18 protein-coding genes are annotated in these 20783 nt (G+C 63.6%); 11 read left to right on the top strand and 7 right to left on the bottom strand.

Annotated features, from left to right (window positions below):
- Positions 1–4 precede the first annotated feature (4 nt).
- Positions 5–184 (top strand): con-10 family general stress protein, encoded by a 180-nt coding sequence (locus EA795_RS17930; RefSeq protein ID WP_014853748.1) that lies wholly within the window; start codon positions 5–7, stop codon positions 182–184.
- Between the two features lie 283 nt (positions 185–467).
- On the top strand, positions 468–1661 hold the full coding sequence (pncB, locus tag EA795_RS17925) for a nicotinate phosphoribosyltransferase (protein ID WP_122078761.1): 1194 nt from the start codon (positions 468–470) through the stop codon (positions 1659–1661).
- A gap of 11 nt (positions 1662–1672) precedes the next feature.
- Here the strand turns inward: pncB and EA795_RS17920 are convergent, their stop codons facing one another.
- The 3 genes from EA795_RS17920 to EA795_RS17910 all read right to left on the bottom strand — a co-directional run bounded on the left by EA795_RS17920 (position 1673) and on the right by EA795_RS17910 (position 5272).
- Entirely contained in the window at positions 1673–2848 is a 1176-nt protein-coding gene (locus tag EA795_RS17920; protein WP_122078760.1) for a GGDEF domain-containing protein, read from the bottom strand.
- Positions 2849–3094: 246 nt separating this feature from the next.
- The gene (locus EA795_RS17915; RefSeq protein ID WP_014853751.1) at positions 3095–3985 is read right to left on the bottom strand and encodes an ATPase; all 891 of its coding nucleotides are present in this window, start codon (positions 3983–3985) and stop codon (positions 3095–3097) included.
- A 390-nt stretch (positions 3986–4375) separates the two neighbouring features.
- Positions 4376–5272 carry a LysR family transcriptional regulator ArgP gene (locus tag EA795_RS17910; RefSeq protein WP_014853752.1) on the bottom strand — a complete coding sequence of 299 codons (897 nt, stop codon included), beginning with the start codon at positions 5270–5272 and terminating at the stop codon, positions 4376–4378.
- Positions 5273–5366: 94 nt separating this feature from the next.
- Here EA795_RS17910 and EA795_RS17905 point away from each other — a divergent pair, with 94 nt between their 5' ends.
- From EA795_RS17905 to EA795_RS17895, 3 genes are all read left to right on the top strand, one after another.
- Entirely contained in the window at positions 5367–5966 is a 600-nt protein-coding gene (locus EA795_RS17905; protein WP_122078758.1) for a LysE/ArgO family amino acid transporter, read from the top strand.
- 361 nt (positions 5967–6327) lie between these two features.
- A complete protein-coding gene (locus EA795_RS17900) occupies positions 6328–6909 on the top strand; it encodes a superoxide dismutase (protein ID WP_014853754.1) in 582 nt (193 codons plus the stop codon).
- A gap of 187 nt (positions 6910–7096) precedes the next feature.
- On the top strand, positions 7097–9157 hold the full coding sequence (locus EA795_RS17895) for a putative bifunctional diguanylate cyclase/phosphodiesterase (RefSeq protein WP_177431843.1): 2061 nt from the start codon (positions 7097–7099) through the stop codon (positions 9155–9157).
- 6 nt (positions 9158–9163) lie between these two features.
- Here the strand turns inward: EA795_RS17895 and EA795_RS17890 are convergent, their stop codons facing one another.
- Together EA795_RS17890 and EA795_RS17885 are read right to left on the bottom strand one after the other, a co-directional pair.
- Positions 9164–10045 (bottom strand): hypothetical protein, encoded by an 882-nt coding sequence (locus EA795_RS17890; protein ID WP_122078756.1) that lies wholly within the window; start codon positions 10043–10045, stop codon positions 9164–9166.
- Between the two features lies 1 nt (position 10046).
- Positions 10047–10619 (bottom strand): LemA family protein, encoded by a 573-nt coding sequence (locus tag EA795_RS17885; RefSeq protein ID WP_058074163.1) that lies wholly within the window; start codon positions 10617–10619, stop codon positions 10047–10049.
- A gap of 185 nt (positions 10620–10804) precedes the next feature.
- On the opposite strand from EA795_RS17885, the gene EA795_RS17880 reads away from it, so the two are divergent.
- The 6 genes from EA795_RS17880 to EA795_RS17855 all read left to right on the top strand — a co-directional run bounded on the left by EA795_RS17880 (position 10805) and on the right by EA795_RS17855 (position 18637).
- Positions 10805–12145, top strand: coding sequence for an imelysin family protein (locus EA795_RS17880; protein ID WP_122078755.1), 1341 nt, complete (start codon positions 10805–10807; stop codon positions 12143–12145).
- Between the two features lie 165 nt (positions 12146–12310).
- The gene (locus tag EA795_RS17875) at positions 12311–13717 is read left to right on the top strand and encodes a di-heme oxidoreductase family protein (RefSeq protein WP_122078753.1); all 1407 of its coding nucleotides are present in this window, start codon (positions 12311–12313) and stop codon (positions 13715–13717) included.
- Between the two features lie 41 nt (positions 13718–13758).
- Complete coding sequence (locus EA795_RS17870; protein ID WP_122078752.1) at positions 13759–14832, top strand: imelysin family protein; 1074 nt, start codon at positions 13759–13761, stop codon at positions 14830–14832.
- A gap of 1 nt (position 14833) precedes the next feature.
- On the top strand, positions 14834–15928 hold the full coding sequence (locus tag EA795_RS17865) for a DUF1513 domain-containing protein (protein WP_122078750.1): 1095 nt from the start codon (positions 14834–14836) through the stop codon (positions 15926–15928).
- A 57-nt stretch (positions 15929–15985) separates the two neighbouring features.
- Positions 15986–17605 (top strand): methyl-accepting chemotaxis protein, encoded by a 1620-nt coding sequence (locus EA795_RS17860; RefSeq protein WP_122078749.1) that lies wholly within the window; start codon positions 15986–15988, stop codon positions 17603–17605.
- A 192-nt stretch (positions 17606–17797) separates the two neighbouring features.
- On the top strand, positions 17798–18637 hold the full coding sequence (locus tag EA795_RS17855) for a bifunctional allantoicase/(S)-ureidoglycine aminohydrolase (protein WP_122078747.1): 840 nt from the start codon (positions 17798–17800) through the stop codon (positions 18635–18637).
- Positions 18638–18703: 66 nt separating this feature from the next.
- Here the strand turns inward: EA795_RS17855 and EA795_RS17850 are convergent, their stop codons facing one another.
- Together EA795_RS17850 and groL are read right to left on the bottom strand one after the other, a co-directional pair.
- Positions 18704–18928, bottom strand: coding sequence for a hypothetical protein (locus tag EA795_RS17850; protein ID WP_014853764.1), 225 nt, complete (start codon positions 18926–18928; stop codon positions 18704–18706).
- A gap of 184 nt (positions 18929–19112) precedes the next feature.
- The gene (gene groL / locus EA795_RS17845; RefSeq protein WP_014853765.1) at positions 19113–20759 is read right to left on the bottom strand and encodes a chaperonin GroEL; all 1647 of its coding nucleotides are present in this window, start codon (positions 20757–20759) and stop codon (positions 19113–19115) included.
- Positions 20760–20783 lie beyond the last annotated feature (24 nt).

Genomic DNA, 20783 nt, shown 5'->3' with positions numbered 1-20783 from the left:
AGACATGGCGAACAAGAATCCGGGCAACTTTGCAAACGATCGCGAAAAGGCCTCCGAAGCGGGCAAGAAAGGCGGCCACAACAGCGGTGGCAACTTTGCAAATGACCGTGAAAAAGCTTCCGAAGCTGGCCGCAAAGGTGGCCAGAACAGCCACGGCGGTGGCCGTAGCGGCGGCAACCGTTAAAAACAACCGTTGTACCGAAGGGCAAAGGCGAAAGCCTTTGCCCTTTTTATTTGCCTCGATATTAACTCGCCACTTTCAACGACACTGCATTACTATGGCGCGAACACTTCACCTGATAATTTCAACTGAAAAACGACTTTTCCTGACGAGCCGTCTTATAACTTTCTCGGCCACTTAATATCGGAAAAACTTTGCAACCACATGCCGGTAAAGCAAGCACGACGGCTTATACATGAAGCGGCCAGGCGCAGCCCCCTCGCCGCTCCCAGACAGGAATGTTTTCATGAGTGCCAGCCCCTCCTCCACCCCCATCATCCAGAGCCTGCTGGATACCGATTACTACAAGCTGACCATGATGCAGGCGGTGCTGCACCACTACCCCAACGCGGAAGTGGAATGGGCGTTTCAGAGTCGTTCGGATGAAGACCTGACGCCTTACCTGGAAGAGATCCGGCAGCAGATCGAGGCGCTCGCCGAGTTGCAGATGAGTGCCGAGGAACTGGCCTTCCTGGAACGCATTCCCTACATGCAGCCGGACTTCATCCGCTTCCTGGGGCTATTTCGCTTCGATCTGCGCTACCTGCGAGTGGCTGTCGAAGCCGGCAGACTCGTGGTGCACCTGCGCGGTCCCTGGCTGCATGTGATGCTCTATGAAGTCCCGCTGCTGGCGATCATCAGCGAAGTCCGCAATCGCACCCGTTACCCCGAAGTCACCCTCGCGCAGGCCGAGGCGCGGCTCGAGGAGAAGTTCGCCTGGCTACGTGGCGAGGCGAGCGAGGAGGAGCTGGCGGGATTCCGCCTGGCGGACTTCGGCACCCGGCGACGCTTCTCCTATGGGGTGCAGGCGATGGTCGTGGAACGGCTGAAGGACGACTTTCCCGGTCGCTTCGTGGGTACCAGCAACGTTCACCTGGCCCGCCTGCTGGACGTCAAGCCCATGGGCACCATGGCGCACGAGTGGATCATGGCGCACCAACAGCTCGGCCCGCGGCTGATCGACAGCCAGAGCGCGGCGCTGGACTGCTGGGCCCGGGAGTACCGCGGCGCCCTGGGCGTTGCGCTGACCGACTGCATCACCATGGATGCCTTTCTCTCCGACTTCGACCTGTACCTGACCAAGCTGTTCGACGGCCTGCGTCATGACTCCGGCGACCCGCTCGAATGGGCGGAAAAGGCCATCGCCCACTATCGCCGCCTGGGCATCGACCCGATGAGCCGGCAACTGGTGTTTTCCGATGGCCTGGATTTCCCCAGGGCCATGAATCTCTATCGGGCGCTGGTGGGGCGCAGCAACCCCAGCTTCGGCATTGGCACCCAGCTCACCTGCGACATACCGGGCGTGGAACCCACCAACATGGTGATCAAGATGATCAGCTGCAACGGCCAGCCCGTCGCCAAGATCTCCGACTCACCCGGCAAGACCATGTGCCGAGACGAGGCCTTCGTCGCCTACCTCAGGCATGTCTTCGCGGTGTAACGGGCAGGCCGTCAGGCGCTGGCGCCTAGCGGAGCATCCGCCGTGCAAAGCCGATTTCGCCCTTCCGACTTGGCCAGATACATGCGCTGATCGGCCAGCTCGAGCAGCTGCCGTTGGTCCTCGACGCAGTCGAAACAGCGCTCGGCCAGTCCGATACTGGCCGTCAGCGGCTGGCCGTCGGGGCGGAAACCGAGCCCGTCTTCGACCATCCGGCGCATGGCGATCTGCGCCTGCTCGATATCGGTGTCCGGCATGATCACCACGAATTCCTCACCACCCCAGCGCACCAGACTGTCGCTGCCGCGCAGCTTTTCCAACATCTTCCTGGTGCAGTCACGCAGCGCCTGGTCACCGGCTTCATGGCCGAACATGTCGTTGATGGGTTTGAAATGGTCGAGATCGACGAAGGCGACCGCCAGCGCCTGATCCGAACGCCGGGCTGCATGCCAGTGCAGCTGCAGGATGTCCTCGCCACTGCCGCGCGAGAACACACCGGTAAGCGGATCGCGAATGGCCTGGCGCACCAGCGCGATCATGAACGCCAGCTGGCTCAGGCTGGCCAGTGCCGTCACGCCGGCAATCAGCACCAGCAACCAGAATGCCCCCACGTAGGAGGGCCAGTTCAGCGTCGACCAGCTCAGGTAGCCCACCGCTACCTGGGCCAGCAGCAGCACGGAAGCGAGTACCAGATTTTCCAGCAGCGTCAGCGGAAAGATCGCCAATCCGGCCATCAGCACGAACGGCAGGAAGGCGTACCCCGTAGCCACCGCAGCGGAGAACTGGGTCAGTTGATGACCACCGAGCATGATGTGCGAAGCCACGTAGAACACCGTGGGGATGGCGAACAGGATGGCAATCGCCCGGTAGGCGTCGAACAGGTTTCCGCTGGGGCGATAGAACAGCAGAAGGCAGACGAAGGCTCCGCACGCCATCAGGCGGCAGGCTGCCAGGCCCGGCCATAGCGGATAGGTGAACACCATCAGATCGATCAGCCCCCACAAGGGGGTCAGTATCGCGAACAGGAAGGCGAACATGCGCACCCGCGTGACGATCAGCGTGGCGCGCCTCTGGCTGAGCAACAGCGAGTGCTGGTGCGGAGCCAGCAGTTTCGTCAGTTCGTGGGAGCGAAGTTCGCTGGGCAGTAGCGTAGCCAGGCGACTGGAAACGACATCAAGCAGTGACGGCATATTATTAACCCGGGCATGGAAACACCGGCATGCCTCCTGCGTACCGGCGGCGCGGATGATAGCACTTTAATGGCGCCACGAAGCTAGTGCGCCAATATTCAGTCGGCATGAGCGCGCTCAGCAACGCCGGCTGCGAGCGAACGGATCGCTGCCGTCGAGATCAGCAGCTATCTGCCATCTTGCCGGGTCGAGACACAGCGGATCGTGCGACCTGAAGTCACACGACCCGCTCTCGAACCGGAGCACTCAGTTCTGGTTGATCTGCTGCTGCAGGTTGGAAAGCTGCCCCTGCATGGCGTTGATGGTGCGGGTAACCTGCCCGCGGAAGGAGTCGAACTCACTGGTATTGACGCCCTGCTGCGCACGCGGACGGTTTTCCAGCTCGCTGCGCAGCACCAGCACGTCCTGTTCCAGCCGACGCAGTTCCTGGCTGGAATTGCCCTGCTGCTTCAGGGTGGCGATTTCCTTGCTCAACCCCTCGACTCTCGCCGTCAGCTTGTCCAGCCCCGCCAGCGACCCTTTCATTTCATTCAGCGCGGCAGTCGATGCAGCCTGCTCGCCCGTCAGCTTCTCGAGGCTGTCGGAAAGCGCAGCGGTACTGCCCTGCTGGTTCTGCAGATCGCTCGCCAGGCTCTTCAACTGCTGCCCTTGCTCGCCCAGTCGCTGATCCTGGTTGCCCTGCTTGCCCGCGAAGCTCTGCTGCTGGGTGGCGAGCGCCCGCTGCTGTTCGACCAGGTCGAGGGTCTGCTTTTCCAACTGCCTGATGCGCAGCTTCACCGCCTCGCTCTCGGTGGTCACGTTGGACTCGGTGGCCACCACTTTCCCGGAGATGTCCTGCAGTCGCCCGGCGGCATCTTCGCTGATGCGTGCGAAGCTATCCTGGGTGGCGACCAGTTGCATTTCCAGTCGCGAGATCTGCTGGTAACTCCACCAACCAAGCCCTCCCAGCGCGATGAACAGCGCCACGACCAGCACCCACAACGGCGCCGTACCGCCCGAGCGACGCTTCTGCCGCGAACGGCTTTCGGCGGGCTGAAGCACCGGTTCCAGTTGTGGCGGCGGATAAGGCCCGCCGCGTTCGCGTTCCGCAGTCAGGCTGGGGATGTCGTCCAGTTCATCGTGAGCATCGTTGCGCATGGGATACCTATGTCAGGGGCGCGGAAGCGTAAGCAGCGCGCAGTATAACGATTCGGCTACCGCACTTCAGTGGCGATAGTTGCGCGATGGAACTGCACCAGCATGGCGCCTGCGCACCCCAGGAATGTGCATCGCCGCGCGCTGTTCGGTGCCAATGCCGCCGTTTCGATCGGGGCCCTGCGACGCCAGGTCGCGACTTCACAGGCTTGCCGGCCAGACGCCCCACTGGAGTAAAAGTGGTACGCCTGTTGCTACTGCTCAACTGTCAGCGGATCGACGGACTCCGACAGGGACGTTGGGCCTTCGGGCGTGATTAGAGGTACGATTCGTCGTGGAGTTCCACGTTACTTTGCTGGAACCAGCGGATACGACGAAACCGCAGGTGCGACCTCAACCGCCGGCCTGAATCAACCAGCGCCCGGCCGAACGACTCAGATACCCGGTCAGCTCCGCCAGCAGCTCTCCGCCATTGCGCCAGTGGTGCCAGTACAGCGGCACATCGATCGGCTGGCCGCTCGATACATCCCTCAGCGCCCCGCTGCGCAGTTCGTTCTGCACTTGCAGCTCGGGCACCAGTCCCCAGCCCATGTCGTTTTCCATCAGGCGCACGAACCCTTCGGACGAGGGGCACAGATGATGGGCGAACGCGCCGGTCAGGCCGAGCGAGGCCAGATAGCGATGCTGCAGCTGATCGTCGGGACCGAAGACGATGGCCGGCGCTTGCAACAACGCCTGGGGGCCGGCCTTGCCCGCCAGATAGCGGTCAATGAACGCCGGGCTGGCCAGCGCCCGATAACGCATCGCGCCGAGAAACAGGCTGCGTGCACCGGCCAGGGGGCGCTCGACAGCGCAGACGCAGGCGGCCACTTCGCCAGCGCGCATGCGCTTGAGTGCCACGTCCTGATCTTCCAGCACATGGTCGATCAACACCCGGTTCGCGATGCAGAAGGGCGCAACGGCCGCGGTCCACCAGGTCAACAGGCTGTCGGCGTTGAGCGCGATGCGCAATCGCTCGGGCAGGCGGTTTTCGTCCAGTTCGGGAACCTGCCCCTGCAGGTCGCGCTCCAGCAGGCGGACCTGCTGAACATGGTTGAGCAGACGCTGGCCCAGTTCGGTTGGCTGTGGCGGCGCGCCACGCAACAGGACAGGCTGACCGACGCGCGCCTCCAGCAGTTTGATGCGCTGCGAAACGGCCGATTGCGACAGCCCCAGCGCCTGCGCCGCGCGCTCGAAGCCGGCCTGCTCGATAACCGCCGCCAGAGCGGCAAGCAGCTTGTAGTCGAACATTCGATTCCCTAATGCAGCATCAGCATAATTCGTTTTTCTTATACATAGCCTTCCTTGAAACTGCCACACCTTCATCGAATCGCGAGTCCGGGTTATGTGGCAAAGCTATTTCAACGGATTGCTGGTGACCGCCGGCCTGATCATGGCGATCGGCGCACAGAACGCCTTCGTCCTGGCGCAGAGCCTGCGCCGCGAACACCATTTGCCGGTCGCCTTGCTCTGCATCTGCTCCGACATCCTGCTGGTGAGCCTCGGTGTGTTCGGGCTGGCGGCGATCATCGCCGAGAGCCCCATGCTGCTGCAGATCACGCGCTGGGGCGGCGTGGCCTTCCTGCTCTGGTACGGCACGCTGGCCCTGCGCCGCGCGGTGCGCCCGGGCGTGCTGCGGGAGGAAACCGCCGCAAGTCGCTCCCTGCGCAGCGTATTGCTCGCGGCGCTGGCGGTGACCTTCCTCAACCCTCATGTCTATCTGGATACCGTCCTGCTGATCGGTTCGCTGGGTGCGCAGCAGCCGGAGCCCGGCGCCTACACCGTGGGCGCGGCAAGCGCATCGGCCTTGTGGTTCCTGTTGCTGGCACTGGGCGGCGCCTGGCTGGCGCCATGGCTGGCACGTCCACTGACCTGGCGTCTCATCGACCTGGGCGTGGCGTGCATGATGTTCGCCATCGCCGTGCAATTGGTCGTCATGGCTTAGGTCCGGGCACAGGCTCCAGCGCAGTCGCGTACGCAGTGGCAACAATCCCAAGGAACGTCATCGCCTGCCAGCGGTCCACGCTCAGGGCCTGCAGCCGCCGCTTTTCCACACAGTTGCCGCGTGGTTTTGCCACAGGGCGGGTGCTATGATCCCGGATTCGCGGGCATGGAGTGGAATGCTTCAGTCCGCCACCACGGCCGCCCGTGAACGGCCAGAGATTGCACACGCATGTGGCGAGCGAGAGAAGGACAGGCGCAACGGACGAAACCCAATGCGGTTTTCACCGTTACGCATTGCGCCAAACACACTTCCTCTCATCGCTGGCCACATCAATTCTCGACACCTGAGCAGGAGATACACCATGGCTTTCGAATTGCCGCCGCTTCCGTTTGAAAAGAACGCCCTCGAGCCGCACATTTCCGCCGAGACCTTCGAGTATCACCACGGCAAGCACCACCAGGCCTACGTGACCAACCTGAACAACCTGATCCCGGGCACCGAGTTCGAAGGCAAGGATCTGGAAACCATCATCAAGACCTCTTCCGGTGGCATCTTCAACAACGCCGCTCAGGTCTGGAACCACACCTTCTTCTGGAACTGCATGGCGCCGAACGCTGGCGGCCAGCCTACCGGCCCGCTGGCGGATGCGATCAACGCCGCCTTCGGCTCGTTCGACAAGTTCAAGGAAGAATTCACCAAGACCGCCATCGGCACCTTCGGCTCCGGCTGGGCCTGGCTGGTGAAGAAAGCTGACGGCAGCGTCGGCCTGGCCAGCACCATTGGCGCCGGCAACCCGATGACCGCAGGCGACAAGCCGCTGCTGACCTGCGACGTCTGGGAGCACGCGTACTACATCGACTACCGCAACGCCCGTCCGAAGTTCGTCGAAGCGTTCTGGAACGTCGTCAACTGGGACTTCGTCGCGAAGAACTTCGCAGGCTGAACGCCCCCGCGGTGAAGCAGGCCGGCGTGTCAGGCCCGGCTTCCACCCAAGTGAATGCCCGCTTCGATGCGGGCATTCTCGTTTTCGCCACTCCACCGCAATGCCAAAGTGCTATCTGTTTCTTTGACCTTTTTCCGATGACTACCAATACTTGCGACACGCCTTCGCTCGGAAAAAGGAAATTCTCTTGACGGAATTGCGCCACAGCCTGTCGCGGAGACTACTGCGCATCGTCTTGCTGTCCGCGCTGGCCGTAGGGCTCGTACTCAGCTGCGCGCAGATTCTCTTCAACGTCTACAGCACCCGCCAGCTGATCGAGGCCGACGCCCAACGCATCCTGCGCATGACACGCGACCCGTCCACCCAGGCCATCTACAGCCTGGACCGCGAAATGGGCGCCCAGGTCATGGAAGGGCTGTTTCAGCACGAAGCGATTCGACGTGCTTCCATCGGCCATCCGGGCGACGAACCCCTCGCGCAGAAGATCCGCCCCCCGATCTCGATGCCTTCACGCTGGCTGACCGACCCCATCCTGGGCCGCGACCAGTCGTTTTCCGTGCCGCTCGTGGGGCGTCCGCCCTACGACGAATACTACGGCGACCTGCACATCACGATGGATACCGCGCCCTATGGCAAGGCGTTCGTCGACAACTCGCTGCTGATCTTCGCGCTGGGCCTGCTTCGCGCGCTGACGCTGGGCCTGGTGCTCTACCTGATCTACGAATGGCTGTTGACGCGGCCACTGGCGAAGCTCGTCGAACACCTGTCGCGGATCAACCCGGATCGCCCAAGCGAACACAAGCTGCCCATCATCGAGGGGCACGAGAAGAACGAACTGGGGCTCTGGATCGAAACCGCCAACGGCCTGCTCGCCTCGATCGAGCACAACATGCAGCTGCGCCTCGCCGCCGAGGACGACCTGCAGCGCATGACCCGCTACGACCTGCTGACCGGCCTGCCGAACCGCCTGCAACTGCAGCAGCAGCTCGACCGCATCCTCGAGGAGGCCGAGCGTCTGCAGCGCCGCGTGGCCGTGCTCTGCCTCGGGCTGGACGACTTCAAGGGCGTCAACGAGCAACTCAGCTATCAGAACGGCGACCGGCTGCTCGTCGCGCTGGCGGATCGACTGCGTGCCTACAGCGGTCGAGTCGGCGCACTGGCGCGCCTGGGCGGCGATCAGTTCGTGCTGGTGCTGTCGGGTTTCGCCGAACCCTACGAAGCGGCCGAACTGGCGCAAACCCTGCTCGACGGCCTCGAAACCCCCATACAACTCGACGAACATCAGATCCGCCTGCAGGCCACCATCGGCATCACCCTGTATCCCGAAGACGGCGACAGCACCGAGAAGCTGCTGCAGAAAGCCGAACAGACCATGACCCTGGCCAAGGCGCGTGCGCGCAACCGCTACCAGTTCTATGTGGCCAGCATCGACAGCGAGATGCGCGAACGTCGCAAACTGCAGAAAGACCTGAGCCAGGCCCTCACGCTCGGCCAGTTCCATCTGGCCTATCAGCTGCAGATGGACTATCGCCGGCAACGCATCACCGGCGTCGAGGCCCTGCTCCGCTGGACCCACCCAACGGACGGCATGATCCCGCCGGACCTGTTCATTCCGCTGGCCGAACAGAACGGCAGCATCGTCGCCATCGGCAACTGGGTGCTGGACCAGGCTTGCCAGCAACTGCGCAAGTGGCATGAAGAAGGCCTCGATGGCTTGCGCATGGCGGTCAACCTCTCCACGGTGCAACTGCACCACGCCGAGCTGCCGCGAACCATCAGCAACCTGCTCGACCGTTACCAGCTACCGCCGGAAAGCCTCGAGCTGGAAGTGACGGAAACCGGCCTGATGGAAGACATAGACGCCGCCTCGCGCAACCTGCAGCGCCTGAGGCATTCGGGGGCGCTGATCGCCATCGACGATTTCGGCACCGGTTATTCCTCGCTCAGCTACCTGAAGCGGCTGCCGGTGGACAAGATCAAGATCGACAAGAGTTTCGTGCGCGACATGAGCGTCGGCGATGGCGACGCCGCCATCGTGCGCGCCATCATCCAGCTGGGCCAGAACCTGGGCATGCAGGTCATCGCCGAGGGCGTGGAAACGACGGAGCAGGAAACTTACCTGATCGCGCAGGGCTGCGACGAAGGGCAGGGCTATCTCTACAGCCGTCCCCTGCCGGCGCCAGCGCTGGGCGAGTTGCTGCAACAGGACCTGCGCCACAAGGCAGCGGTGAATTCCGAGCTGTTCTAGGCCAGATCACGCCAGCTTGGCAGAGAGCAGCAACGCACCCGCCAGACACATCAATGCGCCGCCAAGGGCCTGCCAGCGATAACGCCGTGCAAGCACTTCCTCGCCATGGCTGGACAGCACGAACGGCAGCCTTTCCGTCGGTCGCGCCAAGCGATGCTGCGCAGGGCCGGTACTGGCATGCCGATGCCGCTCTTCAGCCTCGAGCCCCGCAGCCAGGCGCACCCGGCGCCATTCCGCTTCGTCCAGCTGGCCGTCGCCATTGCTGTCGAAGCGCTGCAGCAAGCCGGCATATTCACCCTTCCATTCGCTGATCACCTGCTTTCTGGCGGTCGCCAGGTCCAGCCCCTGGCGGCCGCCTCCCGTCGTGCGGAAATCACCGATGGCGTAAAGCGGCTCGTCGGCGTGCAGGCGCTCTTCGCAGTAGCGATATCGACGGCCAATGCCGAGCAGTCCGCGCAAACCGCGCAGCGGCATACCGCGTGGATGGCGCAGGGAACCGCTCCATACCCGGCGGAAGGCCGGTCGTACCTCGGCGCCGCGCGGGTCGATGAGGCATTCGCCGGTGGCGTCGGCCAGGCGCAGCCAGCCCTCGCTGACGCCCCGCTCCACCACACTCCAGCTGCTGCGCTTGCCGTTCGAGCGATATTCCTCGATGCGATAGCGCCACCACAGGCAGAGCTCACCGCTCAGGGGAGCGATCAGCGGCACATCGCCTAACGGCCGCAGAATGCCGACAAGCTCCACATATCCCTGGGCCGCCGAGCGAATCCGGGAGGTCGGCGTATCCTGCAGATGGCGTATGCGCGACCAGCGGCTGATGCAGACCCAGCCTCCCCCGAGCGACAGCGCCGCACTGCCGCCCAGGATGATCAGCAGTCCCAGATCCATGTCAGCCGAACAGGGTCTTCAGGTCGACGTCGGCCTTTTCCGCCTCGCTGAACTGCAGCAGCGCCGCTTCGCGAAAGCCGAACAGGCGCGCCAGCAGTACATCGGGGAACTGCTCTATGCGCACGTTGTTGAGATTGACGGATTCGTTGTACAGCTCGCGGCGATCGGCGATGCCGCTTTCCAGGCCGCTGATGCGCTGTTGCAGGTGGCGGAAGCTGTCGTTGGCGCGCAGCTCCGGATAATTCTCGGCCAGCGCGAACAGCCGCCCCAGGCCCGCGCGCAAGCCGGTTTCGGCCTGGCCCAGGGCGCCGACATCGCCCTGCTGGCGAGCGCTGGAAACGGCGTTTCGCGCCTGGATGACCGCCTCCAGGGTGCCCCGCTCGTGCTGCATGTACTGCTTGCAGGTCTCCACCAGTTTCGGCAGCTCCTCATGGCGCTGGCGCATCAACACGTCGATGTTGGACCAGGCCTTGCCCACGCCGTGCTTGAGGCGCACCAGACCGTTATAGAGAACGACCGCATAAGCTGCGACAAGAAACAGCACGACCAGCGTGACGACGGCGCTCGGGCTCATCAGAACTACTCCAGGATCCGTACGGGAAAGGCATTCTAGCGATATCGCCATCCCCGAAGAGCGACCCACTCCACGCAATTCCTTTGCACAAAATGCAAATCTTTCGCATTATGCTCTGCCTCGGTTGTCGCACCTCCGCTGCTGGCACCCCACCACAAAAACCTACGCAAGCAAAGGAACCCGCCATGCTACGCACTCCTCTCTGGGCCACCGCCAGCCTGCTGGCCGCCGCCATTTCCCTCGCTGGTTGCGGCGAGGACAAGGCCCCCGCCGAACAGGCCGCCGCTCCGCAAACCACCACCCAGAGCGAGCCCGCCGCAAGCGCGCCGGATACCTTGAACAGCGAAGCTGCCCAGGCAGTGGTCAAGCATTACGCCGACATGGCCCATGCCATCTTCAGCGACGCCCACGGCACCGCGCTGAAGCTTCAGGAAGCCATCGACGCCCTGCTCGCCGAGCCGACCGACGCAACCCTGCAAGCGGCCAAAGAAGCCTGGCTGGCGGCCCGTGTGCCCTACATGCAGACGGAAGTCTTCCGTTTCGGCAACCCGGTGGTCGATGACTGGGAAGGCCAGCTGAACGCCTGGCCGCTGGACGAAGGCCTGATCGATTACGTCGAGGGCGACTACCAGCATGCGCTGGGCAACCCCGGCGCCACTGCCAACATCATCGCCAACCAGGAAGTACAGATCGGCGAAGACAAGATCGACGTCAGCCAGATCACCGGCGAGCTGCTGGCCAGCCTGAACGAATTGGCCGGCTCCGAAGCCAACGTCGCCACCGGCTACCACGCCATCGAATTCCTGCTCTGGGGCCAGGACCTGAACGGTACCAATCCCGGCGCCGGTCAGCGCCCGGTGAGCGATTTCATCGATGGCGAAGGCTGCACCGGCGGCAACTGCGATCGCCGCCGCACCTACCTGAAGGTCGCCACCGACCTGCTGGTCAGCGATCTCGAGGAAATGGTCGGCCAGTGGGAAGCCGGCGTAGCGGGCAACTACCGCGCCAGCCTGGAAGCCGAATCGGCCGAGAACGGCCTGCGCAAGATGTTCTTCGGCATGGGCAGCCTGTCCCTCGGCGAACTGGCCGGCGAACGCATGAAAGTGGCCCTGGAAGCCAACTCCACCGAGGACGAGCACGACTGCTTCAGCGACAACACCCACAACTCGCACTTCTTCAATGCCAAGGGCATTCGCAACATCTACCTGGGCGAGTACCTGCGTACCGACGGCAGCACCCTGACCGGCCCGAGCCTGGCCTCGCTGGTCGAAGGCGTTTCGCCCGAGATCGACAGCGACCTGAAGACCAACCTAGAAACCACCGAAGCGAAGATGCAGGTGCTGGTCGCGAGCGCCAACGATGGCGAAGCCTTCGACCAGCTGATCGCCCCTGATAACAACGAAGGCCAGGAGAAGGTGCGCGCGGCGATTGCCGCACTGGTCGCCCAGACGGCTTCGATCGAGCAAGCCGCCGCGGCACTGGGCATCAAGGACCTGAACCCGGATACCGCCGATCACGAGTTCTGATCCGCTCAGCCTTGGGAGTGACTCCGGCCACTCCCAAGGCTGCCTTTCACCCGCGCTTCTTGCGCACCTCTCTCGGCCTCAGGCCAACACAAATGCAAATCCCTCTTATTCATGATCCATTAGCCTGCTAAGATCGCATCCTTTTTCTGGCTGAGGGGTCTAGCGTTGTTCCGCCTTTGCGTTCCGCTGCTGGCAATAGGCCTGACAGCCTGCGGCGATGAAGCCGTGCACTTCGATCGGGCCGAGCCCGGTGAGGCCCTTTCCGCCGGAGCCGCGACCGTGATGAAGTTCGATCAGAACGCCTTCTCCATGCCTTCGGCCAACCTGTCGCCGCTGCGCCGGCTGGACTTCAGCGTGGGCAACAGCTTCTTCCGCAACCCCTGGGTGATCGCCCCGGCATCGACGACGGCCCGGGACGGGTTGGGTCCGCTGTTCAATACCAATGCCTGCCAGAGCTGCCATATCAAGGATGGCCGTGGGCATCCACCCGAAGGCGACGCATCCAATTCCGTTTCGATGCTGGTGCGGCTGTCCATTCCGGCGACCGAAGCCCATGCCGACGTCGTCCACCAGCGTGGCATAGCGCCCGAACCGACCTACGGCGGCCAGCTCCAGGACATGGCCATTCCAGGCATCGCCCCGGAAGGCAAGGTCCGCTTGAGCTTTACCACCCACCGTGTGAAATTCGCCGATGGCCACGAGGTGGAGTTGCGAAGACCCCAGCTGGACATCACCGAGCTGGGCTACGGCCCAATGCACCCGCAGACGCTGTTCTCGCCGCGCGTGGCGCCGCCGATGATCGGCCTGGGCCTGCTGGAAGCGATACCGGAAGCCGCCTTGCTGGCCAACGCCGATCCCGATGATCTGAACGGTGACGGTATCTCCGGCCGCCCCAACCGGGTCTATGACCAGGTCACGGGGGAAACCGTCATTGGCCGTTTCGGCTGGAAGGCCGGCCAGCCGACGCTGAACCAGCAGAATGCCGACGCCTTCTTCAACGATATGGGGCTGAGCACCAGCCTGCTGACGGGCAACAGCTGCACCGAACGGCAGGTCGAATGCCGCGCCATGCCGGACGGCGGCGAACCGGAGGTGAGCGACAAGATTCTCTCCCAGGTGCTGTTCTACACCCGCAACCTGGGCGTACCGGCTCGCCGCAACGTCGATGCGCCCCAGGTGCTCGCCGGCAAGACGCTGTTCCACCGTGCCGGTTGCCAGAGCTGCCACACACCGCAGTTCACCACCGACGCCGACGCCGCCGAACCTGAGCTGGCCAACCAGCTGATTCGCCCCTATACCGACCTGTTGCTGCACGACATGGGCGAAGGTCTGGCCGATGGCCGTCCGGAGTTCGAGGCCAGCGGCCGCGAATGGCGGACCCCGCCGCTGTGGGGCATCGGTCTGACCCAGGCAGTCAGCGGCCACACCCGCTTCCTGCACGACGGCCGCGCACGCAACCTGATGGAAGCCATACTCTGGCACGGCGGCGAAGCGGAGCAGGCTCGTCGTCATGTACTGAAATTCGATAGCGAAGAGCGGGCCGCCCTGCTGGCCTTTCTCGAATCGCTTTGACGCGCGCAGCACCCTGCCAAGCCTTGCCGAAGAGGAAAAACATGTACCGCATCCGAAACATCCATGCCGCCGGCATGGCCGCACTGGGCCTGCTGCTGAGCGCCTGCTCGCCCTCCGACCCCTTCACCAAGACGAGCAAGTCGCTCGCCGGCGAAGTGCTGCTACCGGCCTATACCCAATGGGCGGAAAGCGATCGCCGCCTGGCCGCCAGCGCCATCGCCTATTGCGCCGGCAACGAAGACCTGGCCGCCGCCCGTGAAGCCTTCTTCCAGGCCCAGCGCGCGTGGGCCGGACTGCAGCCGCTGCTGGTCGGCCCGATGGGCGAAGGCAACCGCGCCTGGCAGGTACAGTTCTGGCCGGACAAGAAGAACCTCGTGGGCCGGCAGATCGCCGCGCTGCTGAAGAACAACCCGCAACTGACCCGGGCCGACCTGGAAAGCGGCAGCGTGGTGCTGCAGGGCCTGTCCGCCTATGAGTACGTGCTGTTCGATGAGGCCGTCACCCTCCAGGACAGCGCAACCAAGGCGCGCTATTGCCCCTTGCTGATCGCCATCGGCGAGCACCAGCAGCAGCTGGCCAGCGAGATTCTCGAACAGTGGAAGGCCGCCGATGGCATGGCCGCACAGCTGAGCAAGTTTCCCAACGAGCGCTATGCCGACGCCGCCGAGGCCATCGCCGACCTGATACGGGTACAGGTCACGGCGCTGGATGGCCTGAAGAAGAAGCTCGGCGCCCCGCTCGGCCGCCAGACCAAGGGGCATCCGCAGCCCTACCAGGCCGAAGCCTGGCGCAGCGATGCCACGCTGATCAGCATCGAAGCCGCCATCGCCGGTGCACAGCGTCTCTGGCAAGGGGCCGATGGTAAGGGGCTGCGCCAGCTGCTCGACAGCGACCAGGCGGAAATCGCCACGCGTATCGACCGCGCCTACGAAGCGGTGCTACAGGAACTGAATGCAATGGGTCAGCCGTTCAGCGAGCTGATCGCCGATCAAAGCGGCCGCGAGCGCCTGAACACCCTGTACGAGCGTATCGATACCCTGCACCGCCTGCATCAGGGCGAGCTGGCCGGTGCGCTGGGCATCCAGATCGGTTTCAACGCCCACGACGGAGACTGAGATGAAACGCCGGACGTTCTTCGGCCTGGGCAGCGCACTGCTCGCCGCCTCGGCCTTGTGTGGCTGGACCTTCACCCGACAGACGCAGCAGCCATTGCTGCTGTCCGCCCGCGACGATGCAGAAGGACGGCACTATGCGGTCGGCTATCACCTCGACGGCAGCCAGGCGTTCGCCACCCCGGTGGCCGAGCGCTGCCACGATGCCTATGCCCACCCACACCTGCCGCTGGCCGTGTTCGTTGGCCGCCGCCCCAGCCGCGAAAGCTACGTGATCGACTGCCGCGACGGCAGCCTGCTGCAGGTCATCGAATCGCCCAGGGACCGACATTTCTATGGCCATGGAGTGTTCCACAAGGATGGCGACTGGTTCTACGCCACCGAGAACGACACCAGCGACCCCGGCCGTGGCGTGATCGGCGTCTACCGCGTCGAGGAGCGGCGCCTGGTGCGTACCGGCGAGCATTCCAGCCATGGCCTCGGCCCGCATCAGCTGTTGTGGATGCCCGACGGCGAAACCTTGGTGATCGCCAACGGCGGCATTCGCACCGAAGCCGACAGCCGCGAGATGATGAACCTCGATGCCATGGAGCCGAGCCTGGTGCTGCTGCGCCGCGACGGGACGCTGGTCAGCAAGGAACAACTGCCCCAGCAGATGAACAGCGTCCGCCATCTGGCCGTGGCCGCGGACGGCACCGTGGTCTCCGGCCAGCAATACGAAGGCGATCCGCTGGATCGTGCCCCGCTGGTGGCGATCAAGCGTCCGGGCGAGGCGTTCCAGGCGTTTCCACTGGGTGAGTCGCAGCGATTGTCGATGAACCAGTACACGGCCAGCGTGGCGATTCACGACGGCTTGCGCCTGCTCGCCGTGACGGCCCCGCGAGGCAACAAGGTGTTCTTCTGGGATCTGGACAGCGCACAGTTGCGCCAGGAGGCCCACCTGCCCGATTGCGCCGGCGTTGGCGCCGTCGAAGAAGGCTTCGTGGTGACCTCCGGCCAGGGCCGCTGCCGCCTCTACGACTGCCGGGGCGAGCGCATCGTCACCCAGCCGCTGAAACTGCCTGCTGGCCTCTGGGATAACCATCTGCGCCTGGTATAAGCGCACAGCGAAATATCGAAGGCCAAACCTCTATCAGCTTTTCTGTCAGGACCTTCCATGCTTCTGCATCGCTCTATCCGTGCACAGCTCCTGGCGCTCATCGGCGCCAGCCTGTTGTCGATGCTGATCTTTGCCCTGGGCAGCTTCCATTTCCTGTCGGGCAACATCACCGCCTACCAACGGCTACTCGATGGCCCGCTGGAGGCGTCACGCCTGGTCGACGAGGCCAACCTGAAGTTCAAGGTACAGGTCCAGGAGTGGAAGAACGTGCTGCTACGCGGTGGCTCGCCCGGCGACCGGGAAAAGTACTGGGGGAGCTTCGAAGACCAGGAAAGCCAGGTGCAGGTCATTCTCGAACGGCTGGTCGTGCTGAGCCAGGGCAACACGGCCCTGGCGACGCAGATTCGGCAGCTGCAGGCTGAACACCGCACGCTGGGCGCAAGCTACCGCAGGGGCCTTGAAGCCTTCGTCGCCTCGAACGATGCCACAATCGGCGATACCGCCGTGCGCGGCATCGACCGTGCCACCAGCGAGCAACTGAGCGCCCTGGTCGTTGAGTTGCGTGAAGCGGCCCAGCGCGAATCCGCCCGGATCGGCGCGGCGGCCGACCGTTCGATCATGTTCGGCACGCTGCTGATGATCCTGGCTGGCGTACTGATTGCCCTGCTCGGGCTGTGGCTGATCAACCGCAACCTGGTCATGCCGATAGGCATGCTGATCGACCATATCGCCAATCTCAGCCACGGCAGGATCGGCCAGCCGGTGGCTGAAGGCCGGCAGGACGAACTGGGCCGCCTCGCTGCCGCGACTAACGTGCTGCAGGCCTTTCTCGCCGAGACCTTCAGCAACCTCCAACGCAGCAGTGCCGACCTGGAATTCGCCAGCAACGAGCTGGGTGCGGTGGCCCATGAAATGTCCGAGGGGGCCCGGGTGCAGACCGAGCGCACCGACCAGGCAGCCACGGCGATGGAGGAAATGTCCGCTACTGCTCAGGAAGTGGCCGCACATACACGCGGCGCGGCAGAAGCGGCCACACGGGTGGACCTCGCTACCCGCCAGGGCGAACAGGCCATGCAGGGTGTGGTGGCGAGCATCGAGGCCATTCGCCGCGAGATAGAAAGTACTGCCAGCGTGATCCATGCCTTGGAGGACGACAGTCAGCGCATCGGCAGCGTGCTGGCGGTGATCCGTGGGGTTGCCGACCAGACCAACCTGCTGGCACTCAATGCCGCCATCGAGGCCGCACGTGCGGGCGAGCAGGGACGTGGCTTTGCAGTGGTGGCCGACGAAGTGCGCAACCTGGCGCGACGAACAGCCGAGTCCACCCTGGAAATCAATGCCATCATCGAGGCCGTTCAGCGCCGCGCCGGCGAAGCGGCACAGGCCATCGACAATGGCCAGCGCAGCAGCGAGGAAGGTGTGCGTCAGGTGGCCCAGGCTGGCGAAACCCTCGCCAACCTCACCGATGCGGTGGAAACCATCCGCGACATGAACCGGCATATCGCCAGCGCGGCCGAAGAGCAGACACTGGTGGCCGGGGAAATTTCGCGCAATCTTACCGAGCTGGCCGAGATCGCCACCGATAACCAGCGACGAGTGCAGCGCAGCGAACATATCAGCGGGGAGCTGCATGATCTGTCCGGCCGCCTCAGCGCACTCACCAATCGCCTGAGCTGACGATGGTTTTTGCTGAAACGGGTCAGGCAGCTAGCTCGGCGCACAGATTGGATACAATATATAGCCATATACAGAACAATTGTATACGATACGCCAGAAGCTCCTTTACCAAGCCCAGCCAAGCTCCTTTCGGTCAGCCTCAGCGCTCTCTGCTAAGTTTGGCGGGCAACAACAACCGATGACGGGAGTTATATGGCAAACACCAAGTACTACGCCCCCACGGGCGGGCATCCGGCGCAGACCGAACTGCTGACCGACCGCGCAATGTTCACCGAGGCCTACGCGGTCATCCCCAAGGGCGTGATGCGTGACATCGTCACCAGCCATCTGCCGTTCTGGGACAACATGCGCATGTGGGTTCTTTCCCGTCCGCTGTCCGGCTTCTCCGAAACCTTCTCCCAGTACATCGTGGAACTGGCCGACGGCGGCGGAAGCGACAAGCCCGAACTGGACAAGAACGCCGAGGGTGTCCTCTTCGTGGTCGACGGTGAGTTCACCCTGACGCTTGAAGGCACGCCCCACGTCATGCGCCCCGGCAGCTACGCGTTCATCCCGCCGGCAGCGAACTGGAAGGTGCGCAACAACAGCGGCCAGCCGGCTCGCTTCCACTGGATCCGCAAGTACTACCAGGCGGTCGAAGGGCTGGCGCATCCGGAAGCCTTCGTCACCAACGAGCAGGACATCGAGCCGATTCCGATGCCGGGCACCAATGGCGCCTGGGTGACCACCCGCTTCGTCGACATGAGCGACATGCGCCACGACATGCACGTGAACATCGTGACCTTCGAGCCGGGCGGAGTCATCCCCTTTGCCGAGACTCACGTGATGGAGCACGGGTTGTACGTGTTGGAAGGCAAGGCAGTGTATCGCCTGAACCAGGACTGGGTCGAGGTGGAGGCCGGTGACTACATGTGGCTGCGCGCCTTCTGCCCGCAGGCCTGCTATTCCGGCGGCCCCGGCAAGTTCCGCTACCTGCTGTACAAGGACGTGAACCGTCACATGGACCTGGGCAAGTACAACCACCGGGCCTGATCGAGCGACACCCGACGCCCTCCTCGCCTTACGGCAGGAGGGCGTTTTCGTTTGCGTCTGCAGCGATCAGCCGAGAAAGCCGCGCTGGCTCAGGCTGTAGATGAACAGCAGCAGATCGTGATCGGGCCGTACCGGAGCCGCCACCTGCCGTGCACTGGGCGGCAGCGGGCAATAGCCGCGCTCGTTGCTCTGTAGCACCTGGGTTCCGGGCTCGATCCAGGCCGCCGCAGCCAGCGAGGCGATGCCCAGGGCAGCTGCGATAAACACCACCCGTGCGATTGCAAGCGTCATGGTCCTGCCCTTGTTTTCCTATGAACAACAAGACCCTAGCTCATGAATCAAGAAATCACCTTACAAGGCGACCAAAGGCGCGAAAGCGTGCTCCGCGTTGCCGCCTGCCGACCGGCAACAGAACACCCGGAAACGAAAAAGCCCCGCACGAGGCGGGGCTTTTCGGTACAGCAGGTGGGGTGGCTTACATCATGCCGCCCATGCCACCCATGCCGCCCATACCACCCATGTCAGGCATGGCCGGGGCCTTTTCATCGGCGCTCTCGGCGACCATGGCTTCGGTGGTGACCATCAGACCGCCGATGGAGGCCGCAGCCTGCAGCGCGGAACGGGTGACCTTGGCCGGGTCCAGGATGCCCATCTCGATCATGTCGCCATAGGTGTCGGAAGCGGCGTTGAAGCCGTAGTTGCCCGAACCCTGCTTGACCTTGTCGACCACCACGCTCGGCTCGCCGCCGGCGTTGGCGACGATCTGGCGCAGCGGAGCCTCGACGGCGCGACGCAGCAGCGCGATACCGACGTTCTGGTCTTCGTTGTCACCCTTGAGCTCGGAGATGGCCTGCAGAGCGCGAACCAGCGCGACACCGCCGCCAGGCACCACGCCTTCTTCGACGGCTGCACGGGTAGCGTGCAGGGCATCTTCGACGCGAGCCTTCTTCTCTTTCATCTCGACTTCGGTACCGGCACCGACCTTGATCACCGCAACACCGCCGGCCAGCTTGGCCAGACGCTCTTGCAGCTTCTCCTTGTCGTAGTCGGAAGTGGTTTCTTCGACCTGCTTGCGGATCTGCGCAACGCGGGCTTCGATGTCCACCTGCTGGCCAGCACCATCGATGATGGTGGTGTTTTCCTTGTTCAGCACGACGCGCTTGGCGTTACCCAGGTGCTCCAGGGTAGTGGTTTCCAGGCTCAGGCCGACTTCTTCGGAAATCACGGTAGCGCCGGTCAGGATGGCGATGTCCTGCAGCATGGCCTTGCGGCGATCGCCGAAGCCCGGGGCCTTGACCGCGGCAACCTTGACGATGCCACGCATGTTGTTCACGACCAGAGTGGCCAGGGCTTCGCCTTCGACGTCCTCGGCCACGATCAGCAGCGGACGGCCAGCCTTGGCAACGGCTTCCAGCACAGGCAGCAGTTCGCGGATGTTGCTGATCTTCTTGTCGACCAGCAGCAGCAGCGGGCTGTCCAGCTCGGCCACCATGGTGTCCGGCTTGTTGATGAAGTAGGGGGACAGGTAGCCACGGTCGAACTGCATGCCTTCGACGACGGACAGTTCGTTCTCCAGGCCCGAACCTTCCTCGACGGTGATCACGCCTTCCTTGCCCACGCGCTCCATGGCCTCGGCGATGATGTCACCGATGGAATTGTCGGAGTTGGCGGAGATGGTGCCCACCTGAGCGATGGCCTTGGAGTCGGCGCACGGCTTGGCCAGGTTCTTCAACTCGTTGACGATGGCGATGGTGGCCTTGTCGATACCGCGCTTGAGGTCCATCGGGTTCATGCCGGCGGCAACGGCCTTCAGGCCTTCGTTGACGATGGCCTGGGCCAGTACGGTAGCGGTGGTGGTGCCGTCACCGGCTTCGTCGTTGGCCTTGGAGGCAACGTCCTTGAGCAGCTGAGCGCCCATGTTCTCGAACTTGTCCTTCAGCTCGATTTCCTTGGCGACGGAAACGCCGTCCTTGGTGATCGACGGAGCGCCGAAGCTCTTTTCCAGAACCACGTTGCGGCCTTTCGGGCCGAGGGTCGCTTTTACCGCGTCGGCCAGGACGTTTACGCCAACCAGCATTTTCTTGCGAGCGGAGTCGCCGAACTTGACTTCTTTAGCAGCCATTTTGATTGATCCTCAATCTTGAAA

Origin of the sequence: Stutzerimonas nitrititolerans (genome assembly GCF_003696285.1) — a bacterium.
Classification (GTDB): Bacteria; Pseudomonadota; Gammaproteobacteria; order Pseudomonadales; family Pseudomonadaceae; genus Stutzerimonas; species Stutzerimonas nitrititolerans.
The sequence above is the reverse complement of the archived record's forward strand: the minus strand, read 5'-3'. Positions and strand labels throughout refer to the sequence as shown.

Excerpts from the sequence above, each read along its gene's own strand:
- EA795_RS17860 (WP_122078749.1), top strand. The coding sequence starts at position 15,986 with ATGCTTCTGCATCGCTCTATCCGTGCACAGCTCCTGGCGCTCATCGGC.
- EA795_RS17900 (WP_014853754.1), top strand. The coding sequence starts at position 6,328 with ATGGCTTTCGAATTGCCGCCGCTTCCGTTTGAAAAGAACGCCCTCGAG.
- EA795_RS17855 (WP_122078747.1), top strand. The coding sequence starts at position 17,798 with ATGGCAAACACCAAGTACTACGCCCCCACGGGCGGGCATCCGGCGCAG.
- EA795_RS17920 (WP_122078760.1), bottom strand. The coding sequence starts at position 2,848 with ATGCCGTCACTGCTTGATGTCGTTTCCAGTCGCCTGGCTACGCTACTG.
- EA795_RS17890 (WP_122078756.1), bottom strand. The coding sequence starts at position 10,045 with ATGGATCTGGGACTGCTGATCATCCTGGGCGGCAGTGCGGCGCTGTCG.
- EA795_RS17865 (WP_122078750.1), top strand. The coding sequence starts at position 14,834 with ATGAAACGCCGGACGTTCTTCGGCCTGGGCAGCGCACTGCTCGCCGCC.
- EA795_RS17850 (WP_014853764.1), bottom strand. The coding sequence starts at position 18,928 with ATGACGCTTGCAATCGCACGGGTGGTGTTTATCGCAGCTGCCCTGGGC.
- EA795_RS17885 (WP_058074163.1), bottom strand. The coding sequence starts at position 10,619 with ATGAGCCCGAGCGCCGTCGTCACGCTGGTCGTGCTGTTTCTTGTCGCA.
- EA795_RS17910 (WP_014853752.1), bottom strand. The coding sequence starts at position 5,272 with ATGTTCGACTACAAGCTGCTTGCCGCTCTGGCGGCGGTTATCGAGCAG.
- EA795_RS17870 (WP_122078752.1), top strand. The coding sequence starts at position 13,759 with ATGTACCGCATCCGAAACATCCATGCCGCCGGCATGGCCGCACTGGGC.
- groL (WP_014853765.1), bottom strand. The coding sequence starts at position 20,759 with ATGGCTGCTAAAGAAGTCAAGTTCGGCGACTCCGCTCGCAAGAAAATG.
- EA795_RS17880 (WP_122078755.1), top strand. The coding sequence starts at position 10,805 with ATGCTACGCACTCCTCTCTGGGCCACCGCCAGCCTGCTGGCCGCCGCC.
- pncB (WP_122078761.1), top strand. The coding sequence starts at position 468 with ATGAGTGCCAGCCCCTCCTCCACCCCCATCATCCAGAGCCTGCTGGAT.
- EA795_RS17915 (WP_014853751.1), bottom strand. The coding sequence starts at position 3,985 with ATGCGCAACGATGCTCACGATGAACTGGACGACATCCCCAGCCTGACT.
- EA795_RS17930 (WP_014853748.1), top strand. The coding sequence starts at position 5 with ATGGCGAACAAGAATCCGGGCAACTTTGCAAACGATCGCGAAAAGGCC.
- EA795_RS17905 (WP_122078758.1), top strand. The coding sequence starts at position 5,367 with ATGTGGCAAAGCTATTTCAACGGATTGCTGGTGACCGCCGGCCTGATC.